General features: G+C 74.0%; 11 protein-coding genes. 6 read left to right on the forward strand and 5 right to left on the reverse strand.

What is annotated here, in order from left to right; translation table 11 throughout:
* Nucleotides 1-73: 73 nt before the first annotated feature.
* The 4 genes from hutI to DAI17_RS13810 all read right to left on the reverse strand — a co-directional run bounded on the left by hutI (nt 74) and on the right by DAI17_RS13810 (nt 5050).
* A complete protein-coding gene (gene hutI, locus DAI17_RS13795; protein WP_107773760.1) occupies nt 74-1246 on the reverse strand; it encodes an imidazolonepropionase in 1173 nt (390 codons plus the stop codon).
* Nucleotides 1243-2577 carry a formimidoylglutamate deiminase gene (locus DAI17_RS13800; protein ID WP_107773761.1) on the reverse strand — a complete coding sequence of 445 codons (1335 nt, stop codon included), beginning with the start codon at nt 2575-2577 and terminating at the stop codon, nt 1243-1245. Before DAI17_RS13800 ends, hutI begins: the two co-directional genes overlap by 4 nt.
* Nucleotides 2574-3842: an allantoate amidohydrolase gene (locus DAI17_RS13805; RefSeq protein WP_199905119.1), complete on the reverse strand. Its 1269-nt coding sequence runs from the start codon at nt 3840-3842 to the stop codon at nt 2574-2576. Before DAI17_RS13805 ends, DAI17_RS13800 begins: the two co-directional genes overlap by 4 nt.
* Nucleotides 3843-3925: 83 nt before the next feature.
* Nucleotides 3926-5050, reverse strand: coding sequence for a PLP-dependent cysteine synthase family protein (locus DAI17_RS13810; protein ID WP_107773762.1), 1125 nt, complete (start codon nt 5048-5050; stop codon nt 3926-3928).
* Nucleotides 5051-5075: 25 nt separating this feature from the next.
* On the opposite strand from DAI17_RS13810, the gene DAI17_RS13815 reads away from it, so the two are divergent.
* From DAI17_RS13815 to DAI17_RS13835, 5 genes are all read left to right on the forward strand, one after another.
* Nucleotides 5076-5672 carry a nitroreductase family protein gene (locus tag DAI17_RS13815; protein ID WP_107773763.1) on the forward strand — a complete coding sequence of 199 codons (597 nt, stop codon included), beginning with the start codon at nt 5076-5078 and terminating at the stop codon, nt 5670-5672.
* A gap of 118 nt (nt 5673-5790) precedes the next feature.
* Nucleotides 5791-6864, forward strand: coding sequence for an alkene reductase (locus tag DAI17_RS13820; protein WP_107773764.1), 1074 nt, complete (start codon nt 5791-5793; stop codon nt 6862-6864).
* Complete coding sequence (locus DAI17_RS13825; RefSeq protein WP_107773765.1) at nt 6864-7886, forward strand: NADPH:quinone reductase; 1023 nt, start codon at nt 6864-6866, stop codon at nt 7884-7886. The genes DAI17_RS13820 and DAI17_RS13825 overlap by 1 nt, the downstream gene beginning before the upstream one ends.
* Nucleotides 7887-8006: 120 nt before the next feature.
* Nucleotides 8007-9353, forward strand: a complete 1347-nt coding sequence (locus tag DAI17_RS13830; RefSeq protein WP_107773766.1) for a M20/M25/M40 family metallo-hydrolase — start codon at nt 8007-8009, stop codon at nt 9351-9353.
* Complete coding sequence (locus DAI17_RS13835) at nt 9350-10783, forward strand: MFS transporter (RefSeq protein ID WP_107773767.1); 1434 nt, start codon at nt 9350-9352, stop codon at nt 10781-10783. Before DAI17_RS13830 ends, DAI17_RS13835 begins: the two co-directional genes overlap by 4 nt.
* A gap of 117 nt (nt 10784-10900) precedes the next feature.
* On the opposite strand, the gene DAI17_RS13840 is transcribed toward DAI17_RS13835, so the two are convergent.
* On the reverse strand, nt 10901-11536 hold the full coding sequence (locus DAI17_RS13840; RefSeq protein ID WP_107773768.1) for a maleylpyruvate isomerase family mycothiol-dependent enzyme: 636 nt from the start codon (nt 11534-11536) through the stop codon (nt 10901-10903).
* 72 nt (nt 11537-11608) lie between these two features.
* On the opposite strand from DAI17_RS13840, the gene DAI17_RS13845 reads away from it, so the two are divergent.
* Complete coding sequence (locus DAI17_RS13845) at nt 11609-12385, forward strand: isocitrate lyase/PEP mutase family protein (protein ID WP_107773769.1); 777 nt, start codon at nt 11609-11611, stop codon at nt 12383-12385.
* Nucleotides 12386-12401 lie beyond the last annotated feature (16 nt).

Below are 12401 nucleotides of genomic sequence, written 5' to 3' on the forward strand. Positions count from 1 at the left end.
ATCCGGCTGACCCGGGGTAGTCCGTGACGAACGGACCCTCATCCGAACCGATTCGGGGTCCCTTCGTCGCGGACTACGCCACCGGGCCCGGTGCGACCGGGCGTCCGCCCTGCCAGACCCCGGCGACCAGCGGGACGCCGGGGCGATAGGCGAGGTGGAGGTACGACGGGGCGTCGAGGAGGACGAGGTCGGCGCGCTTGCCGACCGCCAGGACCCCGACGTCGTCGCGGTCGAGGGCGGCAGCGCCCATCGCGGTGGCGGCGTGCACGGCCTCCGCGGGGCTCATCCCCATGTCGCGCACGGCCAGCGCGACGCAGAACGCCAGGGACGAGGTGAAGCACGAGCCCGGGTTGCAGTCGCTGGCCAGCGCGACCCGGACCCCGGCGTCGAGCAGCCGGCGCGCGTCGACGTAGGGGTGCCGCGTCGAGAACTCGACCCCCGGCAGGAGCGTGGCGATCGTGCCGGAGTCGGCCAGCGCGCTGACGTCGTCGTCGGTGAGGTAGGTGCAGTGGTCCACCGCGACCAGCCCGAGCTCGGCGGCCAGCCGGACGCCGCCGCCGTAGGTCAGCTGGTTGGCGTGGAGCCGACCGCGCAGGCCGTTGTCGGTGCCCGCTGCCAGGATCGTCCGTGCCTGGTCGACGTCGAAGGCGCCGTCCTCGCAGAAGACGTCGATCCACCGCGCGTGGGGGGCCGCGGCCTCCAGCATCGGGCCGGTGACCAGCTCGACGTACTCCTCGGGGGTGGTGTCCGCCGGCACGACGTGGGCACCGAGGAAGGTCGTCTCGTCGGTGAACTGGCGGGCCACCGCGAGCGACCGTGCCTCGTCGTGGACGGAGAGTCCGTATCCACTCTTGATCTCGATGGTGGTGGTGCCCTGGGCCCGCATCTCGGCGACGAGACGGGCGACGTGGGAGGTGAGCTGTTCGTCGGTGGCCGCACGCGTGGCGGCGACGGTGGTGCGGATGCCGCCGGCGGAGTAGGGCTCCCCCGTCATCCGGGCGGCGAACTCCTGCGCGCGGTCGCCCGCGAACACCAGGTGGCTGTGGCTGTCCACCCAGCCGGGCACGACGGCGCGCCCACCGGCGTCGTACGCCGTGTCGGCCGCGGGTGCCTCGGCCGCCGGGCCGACCCACGCGACGGTGCTGCCCTCGACCACGACGGCGGCGTCCTCGACCAGCCCGAGCAGTCCCTCGCGCTCGGGGTCGTTGGTGACCAGCTCGCCGATGCCGGTGATCAGCACGCTCATCCGTGCACCGCCTTGATCACCCGGTCGAGCTCGCGTCCGATCTCACCGACCTGGTCGCGCGTGTGCACCAGTCGCCCGTCGGCGACCACCTGGAGGACGTCGCCGGCGCTCGCGGCGAAGACCACGGCGTGCTCGTCGACCCCCGCCCCCGCCGTGCGCGGGGAGGCGAGGTCGAGCGTGACCAGGTCGGCGCGCTGGCCCACGGCGATCGAGCCGGCGTCCGGCCACCCGAGACTGGCGTGGCCGGTGGCGGTCGCGGCCGTGAGCAGCTCGGCGGCCGACCAGTGGCCGCGGCGCATCGTGGCCAGCCGCTCGTCGAGCTCGACCGCGCGCATCTCCTCGAAGAGGTCGATGACCGCTTGGCTGTCGGACCCCAGCGTCAGCCGCGCGCCGGCGTCGGCGAGCCGCCGGCTCGGGCCCACGCCGTCGCCGAGGTCGCGCTCGGTGGTCGGGCAGAAGTCGACGTAGGCGTTCGCCTCCCCGATCAGCGCGATGTCCGCGGAGGTCAGGTGGGTGGCGTGCACGAGCGTGGTCGTCGGCCGCAGCAGCCCGTGGGCGGCGAGCAACCGGGTCGGGGTGACGCCGTACGCCGCCTGGCAGGCCTCGTTCTCCGCGACCTGCTCGGAGAGGTGCACGTGCAGCACGCCGTCGTGGTGCCGCGCGACGTGCTCCAGCGCGTCCCGCGGCACAGCGCGCACCGAGTGCAGCGCCGCCCCGACGCGGGCGCCCGGGCCGGCGTCGATGGCCGCCGTCCGGTCGGCCCACGCCTGCGAAGACCCGTCGCTGTAGCGGACCTGCACGCCGTGCGGCGGCTTGCCGAAGCCGCTGGAGAGGTAGAGCGAGTCGAGCAGGGTGATCCGGATGCCGGCCTCGCGGGCCGCCTCGAGCAGCGCGTGGCCCATGGCGTTGGGGTCGGCGTACGGCGCCCCGTCGTGCTGGTGGTGCAGGTAGTGGAACTCCCCGACGGCGGTGATGCCGGCGGCGACCATCTCGCGGTAGGTGGCCCGGGCCAGCTCGAAGTAGGAGTCGGGGTCGAGTCGGCCGGCAACGACGTACATCTGGTCCCGCCAGGTCCAGAACGTGCCGCGGCCGCGCTGGGTGCGCCCCCGCAGGGCGCGGTGGAAGGCGTGGCTGTGGCAGTTGGCCAGGCCCGGGATCGTGAGCCCCAGGAGCACGTGGTCGGGCTCGAGCGGACGCGGCTCCGCCTCGGGAGCCCCCGAACGATCACGCAGCGTGACGCCGCTGATGACCCCGTCGTCCACGTCGACGACGACGCCGGGCTCGACCCGTCCCCCGACCCACGCGTGCTCGAGCAGGTAGGTCGTGGTCATCGCGCCAGCTCCGTGAGGGTGTCGGCCAGGGCCTCCACCCCCGACAGGCAGTCGACGGTCTCGGCGGACTCGGCAGGTGAGTGCGACACCCCGGTCGGGTTGCGCACGAAGAGCATGGCACTGGGGATGCCGGCCGCGGAGAGGATTCCCGCGTCGTGGCCGGCCTGCGTCGGGATGACCGGCCAGTCGCCGATCCCGGCGATCCGTGCCGCGAGCGCCGGGTCGAAGGCCACGGAGCGGGACACCGACTCCGCGGTCACCGCCAAGGCCGTGCCGTCGCGGTCCGCACGCTCGGTGCCCTGCCGCTCGATCGCGGCGACCAGGTCGGTGAGCACCTCCTCGGAGGAGCAGCGGGCGTCGAGCCACGCGGTCACGCGCGACGGGACGGCGTTGGTGCCGTTGGGGGCGACCTCGAGCCGACCGAACGTCGCGCGCTGCCCCGACAGCCGCGCCTGCTTGTTGGCGGCCAACGCGGTCATCGCGTAGGTCAGCATCGGGTCGCGGCGGTCCTCCATCCGCGTCGTGCCCGCGTGGTTGGCCTCGCCGGTGAAGTCGAAGCGGTAGCGACCGTGCGGCCAGATCTCGCTGCCCACGCCGACCGCGGCGCCGCGGTCGACGAGGTCGCGGCCCTGCTCGACGTGCAGCTCGACGAAGCAGCCGACCCCCGAGAGGTCGACGAGGCCGCCGCCGTCCTCCAGCGCTCCCACGTCGAGGCCCGCGGCCGCCAGCGCGTCCGGCAGCGCCACCCCGTCCCGGTCCCGGCGCTCCCGGGCGTCGGACCACGAGGTCGCCCCCGTCGCCAGCCGCGACCCGAGGCACGCCAGCCCGAAGCGTGATCCCTCCTCCTCGGTGAACACCGAGACGCCGATCGGCCGGGTCGGCACGACGCCCCGCGAGCGCATCAGGTCGAGCGCCGCGAGCGCGGAGACCACCCCCAGCGGGCCGTCGTACGCCCCGCCCTCGAGGACGGAGTCGAGGTGCGACCCGGTGAGGATCGCGCCCGGTCGGGGTGGTCCGTGACGTTCGGACCCCCTTTCGGCGGACGCAGGGGTCCGTTCGTCACGGACCACCCCGGCCGGACGCCACCACGCCACCTGGTTGCCCATCGCGTCGGTCTCCAGCTCCAGCCCGCGCGCCGACGCGGCCGAGGCGAACCAGGCCCGCAGCTCGGACTCCGCCGAGGCCCAGGGCTGGCGGTTGTAGCCCCCCGACGACGCCGACCGGCCGATCGGCGCCAGCTCGGCCCACATCCCCTCGAACGTCATGGGGTGAGTCCACCGGGCGGAGGTCCGCCGGTCAACGACACCCGCCGTGGCGACGTCTCGGATCCCAGACGCCGGCCGGGACGTCAGCCCGTCCAGACCCCGTCGTCCCAGGCCCGCCGGAGCACGGCGAGGTAGGGCTCGAGGTCCCAGCCCTGCGTCTCGACCCAGGCCGGCGAGAAGTAGGTGTCGAGGTAGCGCACCCCGGCGTCGCACAGCAGCGTGACGATCGACCCGGCCTCGCCGGCGGCCCGCATGTCGCAGGCCAGCTTGGTGGCGGCGTACAGCGCGGTGCCCGTCGACGGGCCCGCCAGCTGGCCCGTCCGCTCCCGCAGGAAGTGCGCGGCCGCGACCGAGGCGGCGTCGGGCACCTGCACCATCCGGTCCACGACGTCAGGCAGGAACGACGGCTCGGCCCGCGGCCGACCGATCCCCTCGATCCGGGAGCCGCAGGTGGTCTCCCCGCAGCCGGGGTCGCGGAAGGCGGCGAGGAAGGCGGAGTTCTCCGGGTCGACGACGCAAAGCCGCGTGGTCAGCCCGCGGTAGCGCACGTAGCGCCCGATCGTCGCCGAGGTCCCGCCCGTCCCGGCGCCGACGACGACCCACGCGGGGACGGGGAACCGCTCCATGGCGAGCTGGTCGAAGATCGACTCGGCGATGTTGTTGTTGCCCCGCCAGTCGGTCGCCCGCTCGGCGTAGGTGAACTGGTCGAGGTAGTGCCCGCCGGACTCCTCGGCCAGCCGGCGCGCGACGTCGTACACCGAGGCGGGGTCGTCGACGAGCACGCACCGCCCGCCCTCGCGCTCGATCAGCGCGACCTTGGACGGCGACGTGGTGCGGGCCATCACCGCGGTGAACGGCAGCCCGAGCAGGTGCGCGAAGAACGCCTCGCTCACCGCCGTCGACCCCGACGACGCCTCGACGACGTGGGTGCCCTCCTGGATGAGGCCGCTGCACAGGCCGTAGAGGAACAGCGAGCGCGCCAGCCGGTGCTTGAGCGAGCCGGTCGGGTGCGTCGACTCGTCCTTGAGGTAGAGGTCGACGTCGGGGAACGCCGGCATCCGCACCGCGTGCAGATGGGTGTCGGCCGAGCGGTTCTGGTCGGCCTTGAGCCGCCGGATCGCCTCGACGACCCACGCACGCTCGGCGTGCCCGGACTGGTCGACCTCGACGATCGGCACGACGCCGCCAGCTGTGCCCGGCTCTCCCATGGCGGGAGCGTGCCACAGTCGGGGCATGGAGTTCCAAGACGTCGTACGACGACGCCGCATGGTCCGCACGTACGCCGACCGGCCGGTCGCGCCCGAGGCCCTCGACCGGCTCCTCGACAACGCCACCCGCGGGCCCAGCGCGGGCTTCAGCCAGGGCTACGCGTTCCTGGTGCTGGACACCCCGGACGACGTCGCGCGCTTCTGGACGGCCACCGGTGCGGACCCGGACGCGCACAACACCTGGCTCGACGGCATGCGCACCGCGCCGGTGGTGATCGTGCCGCTGGCCCACAAGGACGCCTACCTCGACCGCTACGCCGAGCCCGACAAGGGCTGGACCGACCGCGACGAGGCGCGCTGGCCGGTGCCCTACTGGCACGTCGACACCGGGATGGCGGCCCTGCTGATCCTGCAGACCGCCGTCGACGAGGGCCTCGGCGCCTGCTTCTTCGGCATCCCGGGCGAGCACGTCGACGGCTTCCGCGAGGCGTTCGGGGTGCCGGCGGACCACACGCCCGTCGGGGCGATCACCGTGGGCCACCGCACCGAAGCGACCGGCACCCGAGGCTCGGCCGCCCGTCGCGAGCGGCGTACGGACGTGGTGCACCGCGGTCGCTGGTGACCCGCCCTTCGTGACCCAGCCGTCCCCGGTGACCTGGGCCACCCCGGGGAATGCCTGCCGGCCCGAGGCCCTTGGACCAGGTGAACGGTCAACGAGTTCTCGAGGAGAGGTCACCCACGTGTCCAAGGCATTCGAACCGATCGTCGTCGGCGGCTGGAAGCTGCCCCAGCGCTTCGTGATGGCGCCGCTGACGCGCAACCGCGCGAAGGGCACCGTCCCCGGCGACCTCAACGCCGAGTACTACGGCCAGCGCGCCGGCGCCGGGCTGATCATCACCGAGGGCTCGCAGCCCAGCGCCGTCGGCCAGGGCTACCTCGACACCCCCGGCTTCCACTCCCCCGAGCAGCTGGCCGGCTGGCGCAAGGTCGCCGACGCCGTGCACGAGGGGGGCGGCCACGTCGTCGCCCAGCTGATGCACGTGGGCCGGGTCGCGCACCCCGACAACAAGGGTGGCCTCGAGTCCGTCGCCCCCAGCGCCCTGCCCGCCGACGGCAAGATGGTCACCGCCGACGGGCAGGTCGACATGCCGGTCCCCCGCGCGCTGGAGACCGACGAGGTCGCGGGCGTCGTCGAGGAGTTCGTCACCGCCGCCCGCAACGCCGTCGAGGCCGGTCTCGACGGGGTCGAGGTGCACGCGGCCAACGGCTACCTGATCCACCAGTTCCTGGGCCAGTCCTCCAACACCCGCACCGACGGCTACGGCGGGACGCCCGAGGCGCACGCCCGCTTCGCCATCGAGGTGACCCGCGCCGTGGCCGAGGCGATCGGCGGCGACCGGGTCGGCATCCGCATCTCCCCCGCGCACAACATCCAGGGCGTGCTCGAGGAGGACAAGGCCTTCACCCGGGCGACCTACGAGACCCTCGTGGACGGCATCAAGGACCTCGACCTGGCCTACCTCAGCATCCTCGCCGACCCGCGCAGCCCGCTCGTCGCGGACCTCCGCAGGCGCTTCGGCGGCCCGGTGATGCTCAACTCCGGCTTCGGGTCGGTCACCGCATTCGAGGACGTCGAGGCGATCCTCGACGAGGACCTCGCCGACCTCGTGGCCGTCGGGCGCGAGTTCCTGGCCAACCCGGACCTCGCCGAGCGCTGGCGCACCGGTGCGCCCCTCAACGAGCCCGACCCGTCGACGTTCTACGGCGGCGGTGCCGAGGGCTACACCGACTACCCGACGCTCGGGGACCGCTGATGCGCGCCGTGGTCTACCGCGAGCGCGGCGACTCCTCGGTCCTCCACCTCGTCGAGCGCGACGCGGCCGAGCCCGGCCCCGGCGAGGTCCGGGTCCGCATCGTCCGGGCCGGGGTCAACCCGACCGACTGGAAGTTCCGCGCAGGAGGCATGGGCGAGCTCGCCTTCCCCGAGATCGTGCCCGGCCAGGACGGCGCGGGCGTCGTCGACGCCGTCGGCCCCGACGTCACGGACCTCGCGGTCGGCGACCGGGTGTGGACGATGCTGGCGCAGCACACCCGCCCCGGCGGCACGGCGCAGGAGCAGGTCGTGCTCCCGGTCGGCAACGTCACCAGGCTCCCGGACTCCGCGTCGTACGACGTGGGGGCGGCGCTGGGCGTCCCGGCCGTCACCGCCCACCGGGCCCTGACCACCTCCGAGGACGGCCCCGACCGCCTGACCCCCGGCGCGCTCGACGGCCGGACCGTGCTGGTCGCCGGCGGGGCCGGCGCCGTCGGCAACGCGGCCATCCAGCTCGCCCGCTGGGCCGGCGCGACGGTGGTCAGCACCGTGAGCAGCGCCGAAAAGGCCGCGCTGGCGACGGCGGCCGGCGCGCAGCACGTCGTCAACTACCGCGAGGACGACCCCGTCGCGGCGATCCGCGTGCTGGCGCCCGACGGCGTCGACATCGTCGTCGAGGTGGCCCCCGCGCAGAACCTGCGCCTGGACCTCCAGGTGATCCGGCCCCGCGCGACGATCGCGATCTACGCCAACAACGGCGGCGACGAGGTCACCCTCGGGGTGCGTGAGACGTTCACCACCAACGCGCGCTTCCAGTGGGTGCTGCTCTACACCGTCGGTCACGAGGCGCTGCGCCGGGCGGCCGAGGACGTCACCGCAGCCGTCGCCGACGGCGCCTTCGGGATCGGTGAGGAGCACGGCCTGCCCGTGCACCACTACCCGCTGGAGGAGACGGCGGCAGCCCACGCCGCCGTCGAGGCCGGCGCGGTCGGCAAGGTGCTCCTGGACGTCACCGAGGCCTGACGGGTCGAGGCCACCCCCCTCCCCCCGGGCTGGCTAGTTTGGGACGATCTCGTAGGCGATCGCGCGGTTCGACCTACGAGTTCGTCCCCAACTACCCGGGGGCGGCACTAGGTTGCGGCCATGTCCGACGCCCCCCTCGACCGCGTGGTCGGCAAGCTCCAGGCCCTCGTGCGGATCCCGACGGTGTCCGACCGTGACCCCGCGCGGGTCGACACCGACGCCTTCGACCGGCTGCTGGCCGAGCTCGAGACGCAGTTCCCCCGGCTGCATGCCGAGCTGGAGGCCACCCGCGTCGGCACACACGGGTTGCTGCTGCGGTGGCCGGGGGCGAGCGCCACCAAGCCGGTCGTGCTCATGGCCCACCTAGACGTCGTACCGGTCGACGAGGACGCACCCTGGCAGCACCCGCCCTTCGGCGCGGTGCTCGCCGACTCCCCCACCGGGCCGGCAGTCTGGGGCCGCGGCACCCTCGACGACAAGGGCTGCGTGGTCGGCATCTGCGAGGCGGTCGAGCTGCTCCTCGAGGCCGGGCACGTGCCCGGCCAGGACGTGTGGCTGTCGTTCGGCTGCGACGAGGAGGTGAGCGGTACGGCGGCACTCGCGGCCGTCGACCACCTGCGGGCCGCCGGGGTCGACCCGTGGTTCGTGCTCGACGAGGGCGGTGCGATCGCGCACGAGGCCTTCCCCGGGATCGCGGCACCGCTCGGCGTCATCGGCGTGACCGAGAAGGGCACGACCAGCATCGAGCTGGTCGCCGAGGGCCGCGGCGGCCACGCCTCGACGCCGGCACGCAACGGCCCCACCGCCCGCATCGCGCGGGCGATCCTGCGCATCGAGAGGTCGCCGTTCCCCGCCTCCGCGCCCGCCCCGACGCTCGAGCTGGTGCACCGGCTCGCGCCGCACGCGCCCGCCCCGCTGCGCCCGATCCTCTCCCGCGCCGGCCGGCTCGCGCCCGCCGTGACACGCGCGCTGGTGGCGGCCGGCCCGGAAGCGGCGGCGATGACCCGCACCACCGTGGCCGCCACGACGCTGAGCGGGTCGCCGGCGATCAACGTCATCGCCTCCACCGCCCGGGCCGGGCTCAACGTCCGGGTGATGGTGGGCGACACCGTCGCCGGCGTCGTCGAGCACCTCCGGGCGGTGATCAAGGACGACTCGATCCGCATCGACGTCGTCGCGGCCGGCGAGCCCAGCCCGGTGTCACCGATGGACGACGCCTTCCGACTCCTCGAGTCGTGCATCGGCGAGGTGTTCGCCGACGCGGTGCCCACGCCGTACGTGATGATGGCCGCCACCGACTCGCGGCACTTCACCGCGATCTGCGAGCGGGTCTACCGCTTCGCGCCGTTCCGGATGACCAAGGCGCAGCGCGAGTCGATCCACTCCTACGACGAGCACCTCGGGGTCTCGGCGCTCGTCGACGGGGTCCGCTGGTACCGCACGCTCCTCGAGAGGCTCCCCGCATGACGACCACCGCCGCCGCGCCTCGCGTCGCGCCGCACCTGGTCCGGATCGTCGGCTTCCTGGTCTGCGTCGAGCTGGCCAGCGGCATCCTGCAGGGCTACTACACGCCGATCTTCAGCGACATCGCCGACCACCTCGGCATCACCGACGCCGACGTCAACTGGTTCGAGGCCGCACAGCTCATCGTCTCCGCCCTCTGCGTGCCGCTGCTCGCCCGGCTCGGCGACCTGTGGGGGCACCGCAACGTGCTGCTCCTGTCCACGGCGATCACCGCGCTCGGCTCGTGGATCCTGGCGTTTGCACCGTCGTTCACCACCTTCCTCATCGGCTGGGCCATCCAGGGCGCGTACGTCGTGTGGCTGCCGCTCGAGGTCGCGATCATCCACCGGCGCACCGCCGGCACCGGACGGCAGGCGCTGCTCACCCGGCGGTCGGCGGCGGTCCTCGTGGGCGCGCTCGAGCTGGCCGTCATCATCGGGGCGCTGACCTCCGGTGCCCTAGTCGAGTCGACCTCGATGACGGTGCTGCTGGCGCTGCCCGCGGTCGCGGTGACGATCTGCTTCGTGGTGATCTGGTTCGGCATCGAGGACGTGCCCGGGCGGGCCACCGGCGGCATCGACTGGGTGGGCTTCACCCTCATCACCGGGGTTTTGGGCGTGCTCATGACCGGCCTCATCGTGGTCCGGCTCGACGGCCCGTCGTCGCTCCTGGCGTGGCTGCTGATCGGCGCCGGGCTCGCGCTCCTCGTCCCCTTCGTCCGGGCCGAGCGCCGGATCGCCGAGCCCCTCATCGACGTGGACCTGATGGCCACCCGCGCGCAGTGGCCGGTGCAGCTGACCGCGTTCCTCTTCGGCATGTCCGTGCTCGGGGCGCAGATCCCGCTGTCGACCTTCGCGCGCACCGACCCCGACGTCGCCGGTTACGGCCTCGGTGCGGACGCGGCCTTCGTCTCGACGCTCATCGGCGTGTACGTCGTGAGCCTCGCCGTCGGCGCCTTCACGCTGCCGCTGACGGCGCGGCTGCTGACCGCGCGGCGGGCGCTGATCGCCTCGTCGTTGCTGGTCGCGCTCGGCTACGCGTTGTGGATCCCGTTCCACGACACCACCACGCAGGCGCTGGTCAACATGGGCGTCGCCGGCATCGGCTCGGGGGCGCTCGTGGCTGCCCTGCCGGCCGCGGCCGCCGCCGCGGCCCCCGCGGACCGGACGGGCTTCGCCACCGGGATGACCAACGCGACCAAGACCGTCGGCGGTGCGATCGCCTCCTCGATCTTCGCCATCGCGCTGGCCTCGACCGGCTCGCTCGTCGGCCCGGAGGCCGGGCACGCGCCGCTGGCGGGCTACCTCACGGTGTGGGCCGTCTGCTCGGTCGCCGCGCTGCTCGCGGCGCTCGCGCTGGTCGCCGTACCGAAGTCGTCCTTCAGCGACCACTGACCCCTCACGTCCCGGGCGTGCTCTTCCCCGTGGGTCGTGTGCAGGTGCAGTCGGCAGTTGACGGCAACCGCGCACGGTCTCGCGGGTCGCCCCCTCGCCGGTGGAGCACCGCGAGCGTCAGCCGCCGGCACCGAGACGCTGCCGCAGCGTCGGCACTCCCGGCCCAGCGAGGTCGTCGAGCGCGACGGTGCGGCCGGCGGCCACGAGGAGCAGCGACAGGGCCGGTCCGCGCACCTCGGCACCCTCGCCGAGGCCGAGGCCCGCGTCGGTCGCCACGAGGCGGAGCCGGGCGAGGTGCTGCTTGGCGCCGCCGAGGCCGACCCAGGTGTGCGCCTGGTAGGCCAGCGCCCGCAGCACCGCCTCGGGCGGATAGCTGCGGGTGAGGCCCAGGGGGCGGCGGATGTCCTCCCCGTGCACGACCTCCTCGACGAGCCGACTGTCGAGCGGGGCACCCGGGCCGGTCGTGCGCAGGGCCACGCGCCGCAGGCGGTCGAGGGTCTCGGCCGGGGTGGCGCCGCGGGCGCGGGAGACGCCCTGCGCGTTCTGCCGGTCGAAGTCGAGCCCTGCGCGCAGCATCGCCCGGACGACGCCGCGACGGGTGGCGAGGGCGTTGACGACCAGGTGGGCCGCCACGTCGTGGACGGTCCACCCCTCGCAGAGGGACGGCTGCGCCCACTGCTCGTCGGTGAGCCCGGCCAGGTCCTCGATGAGCGCCGCCCGCTCGGCGTGCACCAGCCTCCACACATCCGTCATGGCAGACAGTCTGACGGGCACCACCGACCGTGGCCGGGAACAGATTCGCCGTGCCTTGCTTTGATGACTGGCATGACGACCTCCTCCCGTGCCACCGACCTGCTCGCCCTCCACCAGGCCCCGGAGCTCCTCACCGTGGTCAACGTCTGGGACGCCATCAGCGCCAAGACCGTCGCCGACGTACCCGGCACCCGGGCCCTCGCGACCGCCAGCCACTCGATCGCCGCCACCCTCGGCTACCCCGACGGCGAAAACATCCCCGTCGAGGAGATGCTCGACATGTGCCGCCGCATCGTCGAGGCGACCGACCTGCCGGTCAGCGCGGACCTCGAGGGCGGGTACGGCGACGCCGCCGAGACAGTGCGCCGCGCGATCGGTGTAGGCGTCGTCGGCGCCAACCTCGAGGACCAGATGAAGCCGCTGGCCGAGGCCGTCGCCCAGGTCGAGGCCGTGATGGCCGCCGCCGAGGCCGAGGGCGTCCCGGACTTCGTGCTCAACGCCCGCACCGACGCCTTCCACCTCGGGCGCGACCGCGACCGGGGGGAGGTGCTCGCCGACGCGGTCGAGCGCGGCAAGGCGTTCCTCGACGCCGGCGCGCCGGTCGTCTTCGTGCCGGCGATCCTGACCGAGGAGGAGATCGTCACCCTCGTCGACGCCTTCGGGCCGCAGCGGCTGACCACGATCGCCATCCCCGGCACCCCGTCGCTCGAGCGCCAGCAGGAGCTCGGCGTCGCCCGCGTCTCCCACGGCCCGCTCTCCCAGAACGTGGCGCTCACCGCGCTCCAGGAGCTGGCCGAGGAGGTCCAGCGCGGCGGGGGCGTGCCGTCGTCGATGCGCATCCTCAACTGAGCCGGCCGCCGGGGTA

The organism is Nocardioides sediminis, from assembly GCF_003047295.1.
GTDB lineage: Bacteria > Actinomycetota > Actinomycetes > Propionibacteriales > Nocardioidaceae > Nocardioides > Nocardioides sediminis.

Coding starts and splice junctions, on each gene's coding strand:
- hutI (WP_107773760.1), bottom strand. CDS start 1,246: ATGAGCGTGCTGATCACCGGCATCGGCGAGCTGGTCACCAACGACCCC.
- DAI17_RS13800 (WP_107773761.1), bottom strand. CDS start 2,577: ATGACCACGACCTACCTGCTCGAGCACGCGTGGGTCGGGGGACGGGTC.
- DAI17_RS13810 (WP_107773762.1), bottom strand. CDS start 5,050: ATGGGAGAGCCGGGCACAGCTGGCGGCGTCGTGCCGATCGTCGAGGTC.
- DAI17_RS13840 (WP_107773768.1), bottom strand. CDS start 11,536: ATGACGGATGTGTGGAGGCTGGTGCACGCCGAGCGGGCGGCGCTCATC.
- DAI17_RS13805 (WP_199905119.1), bottom strand. CDS start 3,842: ATGACGTTCGAGGGGATGTGGGCCGAGCTGGCGCCGATCGGCCGGTCG.
- DAI17_RS13845 (WP_107773769.1), top strand. CDS start 11,609: ATGACGACCTCCTCCCGTGCCACCGACCTGCTCGCCCTCCACCAGGCC.
- DAI17_RS13835 (WP_107773767.1), top strand. CDS start 9,350: ATGACGACCACCGCCGCCGCGCCTCGCGTCGCGCCGCACCTGGTCCGG.
- DAI17_RS13830 (WP_107773766.1), top strand. CDS start 8,007: ATGTCCGACGCCCCCCTCGACCGCGTGGTCGGCAAGCTCCAGGCCCTC.
- DAI17_RS13825 (WP_107773765.1), top strand. CDS start 6,864: ATGCGCGCCGTGGTCTACCGCGAGCGCGGCGACTCCTCGGTCCTCCAC.
- DAI17_RS13815 (WP_107773763.1), top strand. CDS start 5,076: ATGGAGTTCCAAGACGTCGTACGACGACGCCGCATGGTCCGCACGTAC.